The organism is Haloterrigena alkaliphila (assembly GCF_017352155.2).
GTDB lineage: Archaea > Halobacteriota > Halobacteria > Halobacteriales > Natrialbaceae > Haloterrigena > Haloterrigena alkaliphila.
Genome location: NZ_CP071462.1, coordinates 1172085 through 1189357, shown reverse-complemented (window position 1 = coordinate 1189357; position 17273 = coordinate 1172085). Strand labels below are relative to the sequence as shown.

At 60.1% G+C, this 17273-nt stretch carries 9 protein-coding genes, 2 tRNA genes and 3 rRNA genes; 8 read left to right on the top strand and 6 right to left on the bottom strand.

Translation table 11 applies throughout. The annotated features are described in order from the left end of the window. Nucleotides 1–7: 7 nt before the first annotated feature. Nucleotides 8–268 carry a DUF8150 family protein gene (locus J0X25_RS24650; protein WP_207290192.1) on the bottom strand — a complete coding sequence of 87 codons (261 nt, stop codon included), beginning with the start codon at nt 266–268 and terminating at the stop codon, nt 8–10. Further along, on the bottom strand, nt 246–890 hold the full coding sequence (locus J0X25_RS24645) for a hypothetical protein (RefSeq protein ID WP_226776995.1): 645 nt from the start codon (nt 888–890) through the stop codon (nt 246–248). The genes J0X25_RS24650 and J0X25_RS24645 overlap by 23 nt, the downstream gene beginning before the upstream one ends. Before the next feature lie 128 nt (nt 891–1018). Here J0X25_RS24645 and lpdA point away from each other — a divergent pair, with 128 nt between their 5' ends. Together lpdA and J0X25_RS24635 are read left to right on the top strand one after the other, a co-directional pair. Further along, on the top strand, nt 1019–2494 hold the full coding sequence (lpdA, locus tag J0X25_RS24640) for a dihydrolipoyl dehydrogenase (protein WP_207290190.1): 1476 nt from the start codon (nt 1019–1021) through the stop codon (nt 2492–2494). Between the two features lie 242 nt (nt 2495–2736). Next, the gene (locus J0X25_RS24635) at nt 2737–3843 is read left to right on the top strand and encodes a multicopper oxidase domain-containing protein (RefSeq protein WP_207290858.1); all 1107 of its coding nucleotides are present in this window, start codon (nt 2737–2739) and stop codon (nt 3841–3843) included. A 15-nt stretch (nt 3844–3858) separates the two neighbouring features. On the opposite strand, the gene J0X25_RS24630 is transcribed toward J0X25_RS24635, so the two are convergent. Further along, nucleotides 3859–4155 carry a DUF7521 family protein gene (locus tag J0X25_RS24630; RefSeq protein WP_207290189.1) on the bottom strand — a complete coding sequence of 99 codons (297 nt, stop codon included), beginning with the start codon at nt 4153–4155 and terminating at the stop codon, nt 3859–3861. Next, nucleotides 4152–4529, bottom strand: coding sequence for a winged helix-turn-helix domain-containing protein (locus tag J0X25_RS24625; RefSeq protein ID WP_207290188.1), 378 nt, complete (start codon nt 4527–4529; stop codon nt 4152–4154). Before J0X25_RS24625 ends, J0X25_RS24630 begins: the two co-directional genes overlap by 4 nt. 936 nt (nt 4530–5465) lie before the next feature. On the opposite strand from J0X25_RS24625, the gene J0X25_RS24620 reads away from it, so the two are divergent. The 6 genes from J0X25_RS24620 to J0X25_RS24595 all read left to right on the top strand — a co-directional run bounded on the left by J0X25_RS24620 (nt 5466) and on the right by J0X25_RS24595 (nt 15643). After that, nucleotides 5466–6940: ribosomal RNA gene (locus tag J0X25_RS24620) — 16S ribosomal RNA — on the top strand. 157 nt (nt 6941–7097) lie between these two features. After that, nucleotides 7098–7169: transfer RNA gene (locus tag J0X25_RS24615), tRNA-Ala, on the top strand. Nucleotides 7170–7392: 223 nt separating this feature from the next. Beyond that, nucleotides 7393–10312: ribosomal RNA gene (locus J0X25_RS24610) — 23S ribosomal RNA — on the top strand. Between the two features lie 141 nt (nt 10313–10453). Further along, nucleotides 10454–10575, top strand: a 5S ribosomal RNA gene (rrf, locus tag J0X25_RS24605). The 16S, 23S and 5S rRNA genes sit together here with 2 tRNA genes alongside, the layout of an rRNA operon. Nucleotides 10576–10756: 181 nt before the next feature. After that, nucleotides 10757–10832 (top strand) — tRNA-Cys (locus tag J0X25_RS24600). A gap of 389 nt (nt 10833–11221) precedes the next feature. Then, nucleotides 11222–15643, top strand: a complete 4422-nt coding sequence (locus J0X25_RS24595; protein WP_226776994.1) for a hypothetical protein — start codon at nt 11222–11224, stop codon at nt 15641–15643. A gap of 77 nt (nt 15644–15720) precedes the next feature. On the opposite strand, the gene J0X25_RS24590 is transcribed toward J0X25_RS24595, so the two are convergent. Beyond that, a complete protein-coding gene (locus tag J0X25_RS24590; protein ID WP_207290186.1) occupies nt 15721–16059 on the bottom strand; it encodes a winged helix-turn-helix domain-containing protein in 339 nt (112 codons plus the stop codon). Nucleotides 16060–16572: 513 nt separating this feature from the next. Then, entirely contained in the window at nt 16573–17259 is a 687-nt protein-coding gene (locus J0X25_RS24585) for a hypothetical protein (protein ID WP_225896766.1), read from the bottom strand. Nucleotides 17260–17273: the final 14 nt, after the last annotated feature.

The window sequence follows — 17273 nt, the reverse complement described above, 5'->3', positions numbered from 1 at the left end:
TCGGCAGTTACGAGTCGCCGTCGTCGTCCGGACGGTCGGCGTCGACCGATTCGGCGAACTCCCGGACTCGCCGTTCGTGTTCGACACCGAGATCGGCCGCGCTCGCGCTCTCGAGTTGTGCGTTCACGACGGCGTTCTGTTGTGGCCCCCACACGTCGGCCGGATTGTCGGCGATGTAGTCCGCCCAGCGTTTGATAGCAGCGAGGCGCTGTCGCCGATTCCGCTCGTGTTTCTCGTCCAGCGCGTCAAATTTCTCTGAGTTGCTCATACCGGTCTGTGACGTCCAGTTCGTTCACCCACTTTTCGAGTGCGTCTCGCCTAAGCGTTTCCCCGAACAGCGCGTACAGGTGTGCAGCGTCCTCGAGGTCCTTCTGGCTACCGAGATAGAGTTTATACGCGATCTGGAGTTCGAGCGGTCCGATCGGAACGGTTGCGCCGCCGATCTGCGCGTCGATGGCGTTCGCGAGTGACGCGCGATCGAACTCGTCGGTCGGAAATTTCACCTCGAGATGTGGCGTCATTTGCTCGTCCGGTGCGATCCAGATGTTCGTTCCCTCCGAGAGGTTTTCGTACATCGAATCGAGTGGCATCGCGGGGCCCCAGTAGTCGCTCGCTCGTAGTTTCTCGACGAGCGCGTCGATCTCTTCCGCCGAGAGTCGCTCGATGAGGACGTCGATATCGTCGGTTGCTCTGGCTCGCCCGGTTAGAATTGCGATATAGCCCGCGATGAACACGTGGTCGACGTCGCAGTCCGATAGCAGAGACGAGAACTCGATTGCCAGTTCGTCGAGCGCGTTCGGCGGTCGCTCGACGATTAGTTCGTCGTCCTGCAGTTCGATACCGCCCATATCCCTTTGTGAGAGAGCGAGCCGAATAGTTCTATCTACCACCCGAGCGAGCGATTCGTGCGTTTCGGCTAGTCACGGTCCGTCAGTCGACTGATGACGATCCGCCCCGATCGTGTCGACAGAGAAATGGTTTGCAACAGTTACACCGTCTTCGGGGTGCAAGGGGGCCTATGGTCGTCGGAGATGTCACCACTGGAACGGACGTCCTGGTCGTCGGCGCCGGCCCCGCCGGCTACACCGCCGCGATCCGGGCCGGACAGCTCGATCTGGACGTCACGCTCGTCGAAAAGGAGGCCTACGGAGGCACCTGTCTGAATCACGGCTGTATTCCCTCGAAGGCGCTGATCACGGCGACCGACGTCGCCCACGAGGCCGCCACCGCCGAGGAGATGGGGATCCACGCCGACCCCGCGATCGATCTCGCCGGGATGGTCGACTGGAAGGACGGCGTCGTCGACCAGCTCACCGGCGGGGTCGAAAAGCTCTGCAAGGCCAACGGGGTCAACCTGCTCGAGGGGCGGGCCACCTTCACGGACGAGCACACGGCCCGGGTCTCTCACAGCGGCGAGGGACAGGGATCGGAGACGCTGGAGTTCGAACACGCCATCGTCGCCACCGGCTCGCGGCCCATCTCGATCCCCGACTTCTCGTTCGACGACGATCCCGTGTTGAACTCGCGACAGGCGCTCGCGCTCGACTCCGTCCCCGACTCGCTCGCGGTCGTCGGCGCGGGCTACATCGGCATGGAACTGGCGAGCGTCTACGCCAAACTGGGGACCGACGTCACGGTCGTCGAGATGCTCGACTCGGCCTTGCCGGGGTACGACGACGACCTCACACGGCCGGTCAAAAAACGAGCGGAGGAACTCGGGATCGAGTTCCACTTCGGCTACACCGCCTCGGAGTGGTACGAACCCGGAGACGGCATCCGCGTCGTCGCCGAGCCTGTCGACACTGCCGCTGCAGATGGGGGAAGTGCCGAAGCCGAAACGATCGAAGAGGAGGACGAGCGCCTCAACATCGACGTCGAGACGGTGCTCGTCGCCGTCGGCCGCGAACCCGTCTCGGACACGCTCGACCTCGAGGCGGCCGGCGTCGAGACGGACGACCGCGGCTTCATTCGGACCGATTCGCGCGCACGCACGAACGTCGATCACATCTTCGCCGTCGGCGACGTTGCGGGCGAACCGATGCTCGCCCACAAGGGAAGCACGGAGGGACAGGTCGCCGCCGAGGTCATCGCCGGCGAACCCGCGGCGATCGACTACCAGGCGATGCCGGCGGTCGTCTTCACCGATCCCGAGATCGCGACGGTCGGGATGACCGAGTCCGAGGCCCAGGAGGCCGGCTTCGAAACCGTCGTCGGGCAGTTCCCGTTCCGAGCGAGCGGCCGCGCGCTGACCACCGGAGACTCGGACGGCTTCGTCAAGGTCGTCGCCGAGGAATCCGAGGGGTACGTCCTCGGCGCCTCCATCGTCGGCCCCGAGGCCTCCGAACTGATCGCGGAACTCGGCCTCGCGATCGAACTGGGTGCGACCCTCGAGGACGTCGCCGCGACGGTTCACGCCCATCCGACCCTCTCGGAGTCGGTGATGGAGGCCGCCGAGAACGCGCTCGGCCACGCGATTCACACGCTGAACCGGTAGGCGGGCGGCCGCTCGACGCGCGACGGCGCTCTGTCCGTCTGCGACGATCGGTTCACGGTTCTCTTCCCGTTTCTCGAGCCAGCGTCGGTCTTCTGTGGCCCGTGTTAACGGGCCGTAGCGGCCTGCTATTTCCCGATCGACGGGAATTACCGTATTACTCCTTTAGTAGGGGGATCCTCTACTCAAATATGACCACACCGTCCACCACGTCCCCTGCGCTCCACCGCCGAACGCTCCTCTCGATGGCCGGTGCGGGCGCGCTCGGTGCGCTCGCCGGCTGTACGTCCACCCTCTCGAGTCCCGACGACGGAAGCGGTGACGAACCCGAGAACGGGACCGAGAACGAGGACGCGGGTCCGCTGACCGACTACGAGTACACCGCACCGCCCCAGATCGTCGACCTCGCCGAGCGGGACCACACGTCGACGCTTCGGACCGTCTCCGCTCGCCACCAGCTCGTCACCGACGAGGCGAAGGGCGGGCCGGTGGAACTCCCCGAAGTGTGGGCGTGGCAGGCCGACGACCTCCCGCCGAGCGCGCCGGGCCCGATCTACCGCATGCAGGAAGGCGAATCGTTCGAACTCACGTTCGACAATACTCACGAACGCCCGCACACCGTCCACGTCCACGCGGTCGGCAAGTCCTGGAAAGACGACGGCGCACCCGTCACCACCCGGACGAAAGTCAACCCGGGCGAGCAGAAGACGTACGTCTTCGAGGGAGACGTCCCCGGGACGCACTTCTATCACTGCCACGTGCAGACCCACAACCACCTCGACATGGGGATGTACGGCGTCATCCGCGTCGATCCCGAGGGGTACGAGGCTCCCGACCGCGAGTACTTCCTGACGCTCCGGGAGTGGGACGGCCGACTCCACGAGATGGAAGCGGGCGGCGACGCCGAGTACGACGCCGGGGACCGACGGCCGAACTTCTACACCGTCAACGGCCGGAGCGCTCCGTCGACGTTCCACCCCGAACTCGGGTCGCCGCTCGTGCTCTCCCAGGGCGAGACGGTTCGGGTCCACGTCGTCAACGCGGGGTACGAGACCCACGCGTTCCACACCCACGGCCACCGGTTCACGGTCGTCGAAGAGGAGGGCAGTTCGATTCCCGAGGCGGCCCGCTACGAACAGGACGTCGTCCCCATCGCCCCCGCCGAGCGACTCACCCTCGAGTTCACGGCCGACGGCGATCCCGGCATCTACCCGGTCCACTGTCACAAGGTCGATCACGTCACCACCGACGGCCGCTACCCCGGCGGGATGGCGACCGCGATCGTCTACGAAGAGGCGATGGGGTCCGACGAGTTCGCAGAAGTCATGGTCGACGCCGGCTACGAGGGCTGATCCCGCCCTCGGCGCTCACTGAACGTACAACGAGTAGGCGATCACGAGGAACCCGGCCAGTACGAGCAGACTTTCGAGCAAGATCCCCATCGCGAGCTGGACCCCGAGGAGTTCGTAGAGCATCCCCGCGAGCACGAGTCCGAGCGTCACGAGTCCGAAGCCGCCGGCGAGATACCCCAGCGCACGCTGTCGCGTCCGACGGTACGCCTTGAACGCGAAGTACGTGATAACGCTGCCGACCACGAGCACGAGCGTTTTGACGACCGCCAGCGCGAGTGCTACCTCGGTGGCGTTCGTATCGTACGGTATCATGTCTCCTTTCGCACCTCCGACCACAGCTCGGCCAGCCGTTCGTCCGCCGTCCGGGCCGGTCGTTCGATCTGGACCGCCAGCGATCGATCCTCGTCCAGCGTCAGCGTGATCTCGTCGAACGCGACCGCGTACTTGCTCGCGTGGTGTCCGTCTTGGCGAATTTCCGTCGACTCCTCGAGCAGCGTCGAGTCGGTCAACAACTCGAGCTTGCGATACAGCGTCGATTGGGGGATCTCACACCGATTCGTCAACTCCGAAGCCGTCATGGGTTCGTCGAGATTGCGGATGATCTCACGGCAGTCGGGATCGTCGAGCGCAGAGCAGATCTCCTCTGCAGACGGCGTCGACTCCGAAGTGATCGGGTCCCGGACCATTCGTGTACTCGTTACGACGCACGTGGTTTATCGGCATCGATGCGTTCGTCCTCGAGGGCCTGACACACCCGTCGGCCGTCGCTCGCGTCGCGACACCTTCTTGCGCGTGCGCGCTCGAGTACGACCCACGCGGGTCTCATTCGGCCAGACCGCGTCTGCGAGGACGGGATGACCGGTCGACCTCCGCCCGCGTGATATACCCGTCGGCACCGTCGGCTGATGCTCCGTTCTCCACTGGCTCGTACACCGCCACAGGTACGAGTGGAGCTGCCGTAACGGCCGGTGAAAAACCGTGCCATGGTAGCGGGTTCCGATGGTCGTCCGCTTCGACGGCCTTATATACGAACCCGGGCTTCCACACTAATGCGAACGACGTGGCGCAACTCGCCGCGTCCCCTCCGGCCGCGTTCCGGCACGGAGGCAGGCACTGCATCCACTCCCGTACACGGCCCGTCGGTTCGATCCGATGGCCTTATCCGTATCAGGGCATTTCGAACGTGATGTGCTCGCAGCCGGCCACGCCGGTTGCAGTGATCCGTTGCCCTTATCCGTGACCGGGCGTTCAGTTCGGATCGCAAACGCCTCGCCGGATGCGGCTTTCGGCGCGGCAGCGATCCGACGCCCTTATATGTGTACGGGGCTTCGGATGTGATTGCAAAGAAGATGTGATCGACGGGACGTTCAACTCGTTCCGTCATCTCGGACCACTCGCAGTCCGAAGGGGTTATGTACCCCCGAAGACTTACGAATAGGTCCGAAGGAGATGAGGATTCCACCCCTGCGGTCCGCCGTACAGATGGGATCTGATGTTAGCCTTGGTAGTTCGGTGACGCCCGATCGGTCGGCGATCAACGGTCACCGAACGTGGACCCATGTGTGAGTGTGTACCAACATTCACCGCCAACAGACCCTCCCCACACGGGGAGATCAGATAGCATTCCGGTTGATCCTGCCGGAGGTCATTGCTATTGGAGTCCGATTTAGCCATGCTAGTTGTACGAGTTTAGACTCGTAGCAGATAGCTCAGTAACACGTGGCCAAACTACCCTATGGATCCGAACAACCTCGGGAAACTGAGGCTAATTCGGAATAGGATTCCCAGGCTGGAACTGCCGGGAATTCGAAACGCTCCGGCGCCATAGGATGTGGCTGCGGCCGATTAGGTAGACGGTGGGGTAACGGCCCACCGTGCCAATAATCGGTACGGGTTGTGAGAGCAAGAGCCCGGAGACGGTATCTGAGACAAGATACCGGGCCCTACGGGGCGCAGCAGGCGCGAAACCTTTACACTGCACGCCAGTGCGATAAGGGGACTCCGAGTGCGAGGGCATATAGTCCTCGCTTTTCGCGACCGTAAGGTGGTCGCAGAATAAGTGCTGGGCAAGACCGGTGCCAGCCGCCGCGGTAATACCGGCAGCACGAGTGATGACCGCTATTATTGGGCCTAAAGCGTCCGTAGCTGGCCAGCCAAGTCCATCGGGAAATCCGCGCGCTTAACGCGCGGGCGTCCGGTGGAAACTGGATGGCTTGGGACCGGAAGACCAGAGGGGTACGTCCGGGGTAGGAGTGAAATCCCGTAATCCTGGACGGACCACCGGTGGCGAAAGCGCCTCTGGAAGACGGATCCGACGGTGAGGGACGAAAGCTCGGGTCACGAACCGGATTAGATACCCGGGTAGTCCGAGCTGTAAACGATGTCTGCTAGGTGTGGCACAGGCTACGAGCCTGTGCTGTGCCGTAGGGAAGCCGTGAAGCAGACCGCCTGGGAAGTACGTCCGCAAGGATGAAACTTAAAGGAATTGGCGGGGGAGCACTACAACCGGAGGAGCCTGCGGTTTAATTGGACTCAACGCCGGACATCTCACCAGCATCGACAGTGTACTGTGAAGGTCAGTGTGATGAGCTTACTGGAGTCACTGAGAGGAGGTGCATGGCCGCCGTCAGCTCGTACCGTGAGGCGTCCTGTTAAGTCAGGCAACGAGCGAGACCCACGTCCCTAATTGCCAGCAACACCCTTGCGGTGGTTGGGTACATTAGGGAGACTGCCAGTGCCAAACTGGAGGAAGGAATGGGCAACGGTAGGTCAGTATGCCCCGAATGTGCTGGGCGACACGCGGGCTACAATGGCCGAGACAGTGGGATGCAACCCCGAAAGGGGGCGCTAATCTCCGAAACTCGGTCGTAGTTCGGATTGAGGGCTGAAACTCGCCCTCATGAAGCTGGATTCGGTAGTAATCGCGCCTCAGAAGGGCGCGGTGAATACGTCCCTGCTCCTTGCACACACCGCCCGTCAAAGCACCCGAGTGGGGTCCGGATGAGGCCGGCGCAACGCCGGTCGAATCTGGGCTCCGCAAGGGGGCTTAAGTCGTAACAAGGTAGCCGTAGGGGAATCTGCGGCTGGATCACCTCCACAGACCGGGACTGGGGCGCCGCCCCAGCCCACAAGTCGTGGCGCGTCGCGCCACGCAGTCCACGTTCGATCGACCATCCGTTCGGCCGATCGGGCACCTTTGAACTACCAAGGCTAACATTTCGCTCCCTACCGAGCCGTGACGGCTCGGTAGGGGTGGGCCCATAGCTCAGTGGTAGAGTGCCTCCTTTGCAAGGAGGATGCCCAGGGTTCGAATCCCTGTGGGTCCATGACTCGGAGCGGATCGGGATCGTGTCCCTTAAGTGGGACAGGCACTTCCGATCTAATCCGAACGCAAACCGATGCACCAGCCCGTGTAAACGTGGCTGGGAAGGGTTAATGCACGCCGCGTCTACGGCGTGCAGATGAGACCGTGTGTACGTGTAGTCCAGGCGTCCACTGGACCCGTTCCCGGGTCACATACGTGATTGCATCTCGCAATCGCCGATCCGATGAACGTGGCTACTGTGCCAGCTGGTGGATCGCTCGGCTTGAGAGCTGAAGAAGGACGTGCCAAGCTGCGATAAGCCTGAGGGAGCCGCACGGAGGCGAAGAACTCAGGATCTCCGAATGGGAATCCCCACCGCAATTGCTTCGCGCAATGGGGAACGTCGAGAATTGAAACATCTTAGTATCGACAGGAAAAGAAAGCAAACGCGATGTCGTTAGTAATGGCGAATGAAGGCGACAGAGTCCAAACCGAAGCCCTCACGGGCAATGTGGTGTTCGGACTGACGATCACTTTCCGAACGGCGACGCGAAGTCTCTTGGAACAGAGCACGAAACAGGGTGACAGTCCCGTACCGTCGACGAGTAAGGAACGAGTCAGCTCCAGAGTATCGGGGGTTGGATATCCCTCGTGAATATCGCGGGCATCGACCGCGAAGACTAAACACTCCTCAAGACCGATAGCGAACAAGTAGCGTGAGCGAACGCTGAAAAGCACCCCACGAAGGGAGGTGCAATAGGGCGTGAAATCAGTTGGCGATGGAGCGACAGGGCACGAAAGGTCCCGGACGAAACGAACCAGGCGCGAGCCTCAAGTAGGAAGTTTGGGAAGCCGGTGTTCTGTCGTACGTTTTGAAAAACGAACCAGGGAGTGTGCCTGTTTGACGAGTCTAACCCGATCATCGGGGAAGGCGTAGGGAAACCGACATGGCCGCAGTGCTTTGCACGAGGGCCGCCGTATTCAAGTGCGGGGAGTCAAACGGGCACGACCCGAAACCGGATGATCTAGGCATGGGCAGGGTGAAGCGTGGCGAAAGCCACGTGGAGGCCCGCTAGCGTTGGTGTCCTACAATACCCTCGCGTGACCTATGTCTAGGGGTGAAAGGCCCATCGAATCCGGAAACAGCTGGTTCCAACCGAAACATGTCGAAGCATGACCTCTGCCGAGGTAGTTTGTGGGGTAGAGCGACGGATTGGGGGACCGCACTCCGAGAGGAGTGCGCCCCCCTGTCCAACTCCAAACCTACAAACGCCGTTCGACGCAGGGAGTCCGGTGCGCGGGGTAAGCCTGTGTACCGTGAGGGAGACAACCCAGAGCTGGGTTAAGGTCCCCAAGTGTGGACTAAGTGCGATCGAAGGTGGTCTCAAGCCCTAGACAGCCGGGAGGTGAGCTTAGAAGCAGCTACCCTCTAAGAAAAGCGTAACAGCTTACCGGCCGAGGTTTGAGGCGCCCAAAATGATCGGGGCTCAAGTCCACCACCGAGACCTAGCGGCACTCTTGATCGAGTGATCCCGTAGGTTGGCGTTCTGTTCGGATGGAAGCACGGCCGAGAGGTCGTGTGGACCGTTCAGTAACGAAAATCCTGGTCATAGTAGCAGCGTTAGTCGGGTGAGAACCCCGACGGCCGAACGAGTAAGGGTTCCTCAGCAATGCTAATCAGCTGAGGGTTAGCCGGTCCTAAGTCAGCCCGTAAGTCGAAGCTGACAACAGGGAAATAGGTTAATAGTCCTATGCCAGTGTGCACTCAAAGCCGACGCTTTGGGGTCGCCTCTGCCGGGCATTCGCCCGGTCGAACAGTCGAACGTCGTGGAAGCCGTAATGGCACGAAGCGACCGAAAGGCTGGATAGCGCAAGAGAGGTCAACCTAGAGCCCGTGAAAAGGCGAGCACACTGTCCGTACCGAGATCCGACACAGGTACTCGTGGCGGCGAAAGCCAAGGTCTGTCGGGAGCAACCGACGTTAGGGAATTCGGCAAGTTAGTCCCGTACGTTCGCAATAAGGGATGCCTGCCTCGGAAAGAGGCAGGTCGCAGTGACTCGGGCGCTCCAACTGTCTAGTAACAACATAGGTGACCGCAAATCCGTAAGGACTCGTACGGTCACTGAATCCTGCCCAGTGCGGGTATCTGAACACCCAGTACAATGGGACGAAGGACCCGTTAACGGCGGGGGTAACTATGACCCTCTTAAGGTAGCGTAGTACCTTGCCGCTTCAGTAGCGGCTTGCATGAATGGATCAATGAGAGCGCCACTGTCCCAACGTTGGGCCCGGTGAACTGTACGTTCCAGTGCGGAGTCTGGAGACCCCCAAGGGGAAGCGAAGACCCTATAGAGCTTTACTGCAGGCTGTCACTGAGACGTGGTCGCCATTGTGCAGCATAGGTAGGAGGCGCTACACAGGTACCCGCGCTAGCGGGCCACCGAGCCAGCATTGAAATACTACCCGATGGTGACTGCGACTCTCACTCCTGGCGGAGGACACTGGTAGCCGGGCAGTTTGACTGGGGCGGTACGCGCTTGAAAAGATATCGAGCGCGCCCCAAGGTTTCCTCACTCGGGTCGGAGACCCGAGAAAGAGCGCAAGAGCATACGGAAGCCTGACAGTGTCGAACACAACGATCGACGCTGACGCGAAAGCGTGGTCTAGCGAACCAATCAGCCTGCTTGATGCGGGCGATTGCTGACAGAAAAGCTACCTTAGGGATAACAGAGTCGTCACCCGCAAGAGCACATATCGACCGGGTGGCTTGCTACCTCGATGTCGGTTCCCTCCATCCTGCCTGTGCAGAAGCAGGCAAGGGTGAGGTTGTTCGCCTATTAAAGGAGGTCGTGAGCTGGGTTTAGACCGTCGTGAGACAGGTCGGCTGCTATCTATTGGGGGTGTGAGGTTCCTGACAGGAACGTTCGTATAGTACGAGAGGAACTACGAATGGGCGCCACTCGTGTACCGGCTGTTCGAAAGAGCACGTGCCGGGCAGCGACGCACCACGGGGTAAGAGCTGAACGCATCTAAGCTCGAAACCCACCTGGAAAAGAGGAACCACCGAGGCCACTCGTAGAAGACGAGTTCGATAGACTCGGGGTGTACGCACCAAGGCAACGAGGTGTTGAGCCCGCGAGCACTAACCGGCCAAGCCACACATTCATACTACAATCGCATTGGATCCGTGACGCGGTGAACGGGTCCGGACGCAAACTGGACTACACGTACACAACGGTCAGAGACACGAGACACTAGCCGAGACCGATATTGGTATGGCGACGGTTCGATTCCGTTGATCGGCGTTCGGCGGCCACAGCGGCGGGGTTCCTCCCGTACCCATCCCGAACACGGAAGATAAGCCCGCCTGCGTTTCGGTGAGTACTGGAGTGCGCGAGCCTCTGGGAGACCCGATTCGCCGCCACCTATTCATACTCCATTTCACTACTCAGCAGGGACGGCTCCGTCACTCGGAGGCGTCCCCAGTTTTTCGCCCGACGAGCAGCGGCGCTCGCTCGGATATTCATATTTTCGGACGGTACAGTCGTAGCGTAACGATTGTGCCGTACCGCTATGCTTAAACGACCGCAGTGACAAGGAACGACTGCGCCAAGGTGGCAGAGTCCGGCCGAACGCAGCGGCCTGCAGAGCCGCCCACCGCCGGTTCAAATCCGGCCCTTGGCTTATACCAATTTCCTAACAATCCAACAGCGACCGCGCTGTTGTTGGGGGATACCATTTCCTCGTAGTTGTAACAGTGTCTCTCTACGACCCCCACTCACTTCACAGCGGAGGTCCTCGACATGACGGTGGTGCCGCCCGCCCGGCAGTGTACGCTCCCGCATTGCGATCGCGAGGCTGTTGACCCGACTAGTCCCGGGAGCCTTTGCGCCCAGCACCTTCCCGCGGACACCGACGCCAAAAGCGGCAGCCGGGAGACCGAAGTAGGTGTTCAAATCCCAGAGGCAGGGACAGACGAGTCAGGCGGCCAGGGTGAAGGGTGGGACGGTGCTGAGTTCACTGCTCCCGAGACCAACGTCTGGCCACCCGCTTGGGAAAAGCGCGACTTCTGGATGGCCCGTCAGGACAAGATGCCTTGGGCGCCGTGGAACAACTCTCGGAAGTGGAGCAACGCGGAGAACTGGGCGAACAAAGCGACCGTCGACGAATGGGTAGAGACCGACCCACGGGTAGATGGCCATATAGCGATCCTCGAACGGGAAGATGACCCGTATACCGACGACCCAGATCCGTTCGCGTTCATCGACGGCGACGACGTCCGATGTCCCAAGAGTGGCGAGGTACATCCCCAATTTGTCGCCGTCCTCAAGCGGTTGGGTATCACATACGCCGACGTTTCGACGTCCGGGAGCGGCGTTCACGCGCTCTACGTAGGCAAACTCCCGACCGGGTACAAGCAAGCGAAGTTCGCCATCGACGACGAGCCCTGGGGCACAAACGAGGACGTCCCGGAGATCGAAATCTACGACGGCAAGCGTGTCTGTGTCGTAACTGGCGAGCATGTTCCCGGAACGCCACTCGAGGTCAACCCGTGGGATGAAGAGGAGCTAAAGGCACTGCTCGAGGAGCGCGTTCCCGAAGCGGATAAGCACGATATCGAAGGGTACGATACGGACCGCGAACGGCCGGAGCTCGACGACTATGAACCCAGTGCGACCGGTGACGAAACGACTGACGATGTCCGAGACGTCTTCTACGCGATCGAGCAACTACGGCCGAGCGACCTCCCACTCTGTACCCGACAGGTCGGAACAGACGCGACGGGCTGGGAGAAGTGGGACCCGTCGAGCTACCGACCGAGTAGCGGGGGCGACAGCCTCCACCGTCCGCCGGGCGAACCTGTCTTTCACGACCATAAGACGGGCCACGCATTCAGTCTATTGAGCCTGTTCGCTGCCGAGCAAGGGATCATCTCGAAACCGTGGCATCCGCTTGAAGGCGCGGAGTTCAGGGAAACCGTCACCAAGGCTCGTGAGGCGGGCGCGCCGATCCCCAAATACGTCGAAGAGAAGGACGACCCGCGCGACCTTCTCGATCAGGCGGTCATCGTTGATCCCGACGACGCCGTGCGGGCCGCGCGGGCTGTCCAACCCTCCGACCTCGAGAAGCCTGTCGAGACGCTCGAAGATGCTGGCGACGTAGCCCTCGCTGTCGCGACCACCGAGGAGATGGTAACCTCGCCAGAGGAGGGCGCCACCTATCAGGAGTACACTCGCGGCTACGAGCTGGCCCGGGAGAAGTACGGCGCTCCACTCCCGAAGTATCTCGACGAGACGGCGCTCACCGATAACACGAGCTACGTCTTCGGTGCCGTCAGTCAACTCGACCCCGAGCTCGTTCTCGAGCGGGCTAAGTCGACCGTCACCGTCGAGAACCCGATCGGCACGGCGACCGCGAAGATCAATCCTGTCTGGGAAGAAAGCGATAGCGGTGAGCGCGTTCTTGCCGGCTACGGACGCGGCTTTTGGTGTGTCGAGCACGAGGTATCCTTCTCTCCGCTCGAGTTCATCGCTCTCGAGAACGACCTACTCGACGACGAGGGTGAACGGCTCCGGGGGGAGGCGTTCAAGCGCGCCTATACCTTGGCTCGGGAGGACTACGGCGCTCCACTGCCCAAGTGGTGTGCCACGCTCCTTGAGCACGTCGCAGTTCTCCCCCCGGCCGCTCGCGTTCTCGACGATGCGAGCGCTGAAATCGGTATTGAGACGCTCGAAGAGGCACGTGATCGCGTCGAGGAACTCCTGTTGGACGCCGGGACAGTTCGCGATCGTGCCCAGCTCGTTACCACACTCCCGGCACTCGGAAAAACCTACTCGGCGATCAAAGCCGCCGAGGAGAACCCGACGACCTATTTGGCCGGGCGCAACGAGCTCAAAGAGCAAGCCGTCGAGTACGCTCGCGAGACTGGCGTGAGCTTTGCCCATCTCCCCGTGTTGGCCAAGAACCGCGTCGACGACGCGGCGCTTGTTGAGGCCGTCTGTGCCGTTCGCGAGCAGGACAAGACACTTCTCAAGGACCGCGACGCGCTCCTCAGCGTCGTCGAAGCACCTCTCGACCCCAAGAGTGACGAGGAGGCGGCCGATGACGGTGCCGAACTCGAACGTGGGAGCTGCCCCACTGCGAACGGCGAGTACGGCGACGCTTGGCGGCTCGTCATTCAAACCGCACGAGCACTGGGCCACACTCCCGCCGAGATACATATCCATGCCACCGCGCTGTTCGGCGAGGAGCTCCCCTGTCAGGAGAGCGGAGACTGCGAGTATAGCCGCGCCTGGGAACGGCTGACGGATCCCGACGCGCCGATCGATCTTCTCATTGGCGGCCACGGCCACGCACACGTCGAAAGTGCCCGGACCTGGTACGGCAGAAACGAGAACGGCGATCAGATAACGCGCCCCCGCGCCGTGGTCATCGACGAGTTCCCCGGCCTCGAATACGCCAACGGTTACGGCGAGGCCTGGCGCGATCACGCGACCTGGCTCGCCAGCTGCCTTACCGATGACGTTGGTGACGTCGAGAGTCTCTTGGACGCGAACCTCGCCGATGATTCTTGGGTATCGGCGTGGCTCGACGGCGAGGCAAGCGATCTCCCACAAATTCATGCAACCGTAGCTCGTCTCCGAGCTGCCACCGGTGCAATTGATGCGATCGACGCCGCTGAGGATGTTCTTGAGGATATGCGCGGTCTTTGCGGAGGAGTGAAAGTCCTGCAAGACCTCGAGACAGCGCTCCTTGACCTGACCGACCTTCCGACCGAGCTTCCCGTCGATACACTCGGAAACGCTCGTGACGCCGTTGAGACGGCGAAGGACCGCGCCGAGGAGGCAACAAATGCCGTCTATGGCGAGCGCCAGGCAGCTGAGCGTCTCGGTGCCGATCCCATCGAGGTGTACGGCGTGCTCAACGACGTTGAGGATTGCATCACCGATCGCCTGACCAGTGCACTCGAGAGCGCGACCGAGGCGTCGTTCACTGAAGGCCAAGCGGGCAACGACCTGTCCGGCTACGAGGCGATCGACATCGACCTCGCTCCCGACGAACTCGACGCTGAGCTCCCTATCGCCGGTGACCTTGAGAAACTGGTCCAGGCGGCCACAGAGGCTGTCCGCGAATGCCGCGACGCCAGCGATCTCGTTAAGGCGGCAGCAACCGCTCTTGAGGGTGGGAGTGAGGGGTGTCGCGAGCTCGCTGTCTTTTCCGAGGACGGGTATGCCCATCCGCGTGCTTGGCTACTCCTCGCCGGCGCGATCGGCGACGGGAGCGATATTACTACTATGGAGTATTCCCTCGACCGCGAGGCCGGTACGAACCTAAAGCGCGTCACGCACGCCGGTGCTACGGTCATCGTCGACCGGAACCACCACGGCGCTATCGTCCACAACCCGCCGGAGTTCGTCGCGCGAGGCGGCGAGAAGTGCCCACTGATCGGTCTCGACGCGACCGCTCGACCGAAACTCTGGCGACTAGCGATCGGCCGCGACGCCGAGCGTCGGGACGTCCACGACACTGCGGGTGATCGCCGTCGGTTCCTCGAGCAGACGATGAACACGAGGGTTGTCCAGACGAGCAGGAACATCAATACCTACGGCGGAGACTTGGACGGCAACAACTTCGGCGGGCCGCTTGCCGTCCTCGATGCTGCTTGCGAGAAGTATGACGAAGAACCCGCCGTGATCACTACCAAGAAAGCACGCGAGTATCTCGGCGATGACCTCGAGAATCGGGCCAATGTCGTCGATCACTATCTCAACGTGACCGGCAGCGATGCCCTCGGCGAGCGGAACGTTGGTGCGATCCTCGGCGTGCAGCACTTCGGCGATCAGGTCGTCGAGAAGTGGGCAGCTCTCGCCGGCGAGGAAGTTGAGCGTACCGGCCACGGGAATAGTCTCGACTACGGTGGTGAGATCGCGAACGACTACCGCGATCATATGCTCAAAGATCAGACGATGCAGGCCGCCCTTCGCTTTGGCCGATCCGATGAGCCGACGGTCGTCTTTACCCACACTTCGGCTCTTCGCGACGATCTACCGGTCGTTGCCGAAGCTTCGGTTGTCAGTGCCCACTCGAAAGCGACACTCGCCGTCGCTAAGACTGCCCGCAAGTTGGGGCATGGCCAGTTCTCTTCTGGCGAGGTTTACGAGCGTATGGAGGACGACTATACCCGGCGCACGATTCGAAATGTCCTTGCGAACCTGACCAACCTTGGCTATCTCAAGCGCGACGAGGCCAACCCTGGAACGGCGCACGCTTACACACTTACCGAGGACCCTGGTACAGGTGAGGCCGATTGGTCGGAGGTCGACCTTGAGATCGATGAAGAGGCGGAAAACCCGCGTATGTGTGTTAACTATACGTGGAATTTCCTGGTGACGCGGGAGGGAGGTGTTTCCGCTGGTGCAATTGCGCCGCCGACACCCGTGATCTGTTCGTCGGCCATCCTTGGCAAGCCGCCCAACATAGCATCGAGCGGGTAGTCTGCTCCAGTAGTTAGGTGCACGCCTCGGTGTCGTTAGCCGACGGTATCTTTCTCACCAACGCAGCTATTCGTCTCCTAACCGTTCGTCATCGTTTGTTCGTTTGTTCTGGGATCTGATGTTTGAAAATCTCCAAGGGCAGCTTGGGACGTAATTTCTACTATCTCTTTATCTTGAAGATAGTCTAAGGCCTTAATTGGATCGTCAATTGTCCAATACAGGGTCTTGTTGGAAACAATACCCATCTTCCGAAGGACTGTTAGACGTTTAGACGTACACCCTTTGCTGATGCCTGTTCTCTCTGCAATCTCTGCTGCTTTATACGCTTTATCTCGATGCTCAAATAGAAATGCGACGATTTGTTCCTCATTGGTGAGGGTGTTTATCTGACGGTATGATTCAATGTCAATTGGCATACAAAGCTACAGATCTGACCTGATCACATTGTAATAAGTATTCTAATACGGGTTATGTTTCTATTTCGTATTAGAAAACCCTCCAGATATCTATCCATATGCCAAAATTGCTAGAGTCCAGTGATCGTAGCAGGCATGCCAGCGGTGGCCTTGGAGTACTGCAGCCGGTTGTTCACTGCCGGCAGTCGTGTTGACGTATCGATCGTTTGCGGCAGGCGATCCATCAAGTGTTCACCGGCTTCGTCGACCTCGGGTATTTCTACGGGCACGAGACGAAAAACGGTGTTGCAAACGAATACCGTGTCCGGAACAACCCTAGCGTTGGTGGGGTGGAACTTTTCAAGTCATGCTTCCTAGAGAGTCAGCTAGAACAACGCTGCTCTAAACCAATACTATACGTGGTCTAATCGGGCGGACACAGATGATCGGCGAAAGTGTTAGGTGTGAATCCGGTTTGCTACTCTGTTAGATTAGGAAACTCCAAGATCACGGGTAAAACAGGTGAAAAAGCTCTTAGGTAAAGTCTCGTTGTAACTCCTCAATATTTGTGTCTACGAGTTCCGCCTTCTGCTCCCAATCCAAATTTTCGAATTGCGCTGCGCTCTCACGGCAGATTTCATCCCACTCTCCTTTCGATTTTTTCTCCCCTTCCAATTCACCACGGTGCATTGCCCATTTTTTCCGGCGCTTCTCCCACCTTGCGTTGCAGAATAGGCAAAGTACCTCCCCTTTATCGTTCTCTAGGACGGTTCTCCCTTTCCCACAATTAGGGCAATGATCCCACGGGGCCGTGATATTCCTACCCGCGTTATACGCCATTGCTGCGGTAACTTCTAACCCGACCTCGTTAAATTCGTATCTATATTTATCGAACCTCTCGAATTTATTATCTAACTTCTCTTCATCGATAGCGGCAGATTTGCTATCCTTGAACTGCTCATCTGAGAGTTTAGCTCCGCAACCTCGACAGAAATCATCATCGTGCCCGATTATCTCACCACACTCAGTACATTGTGGTTCTTCAGTCCCATCCGTTAGTAGTCCAACTATCTCAATATACAGCCCTATCATTTCCTGAGCAGTAGATATCCATCTTCTGATCACACTGCTCTCACCTTCTGATAGACTCTCTAAGACCTCAGAAGAGGCGACCTGAGCAACTTGCTTCTTTGCCTCAAATGCCAAATAGATCGTCTCCATTATAGCATCTTCTG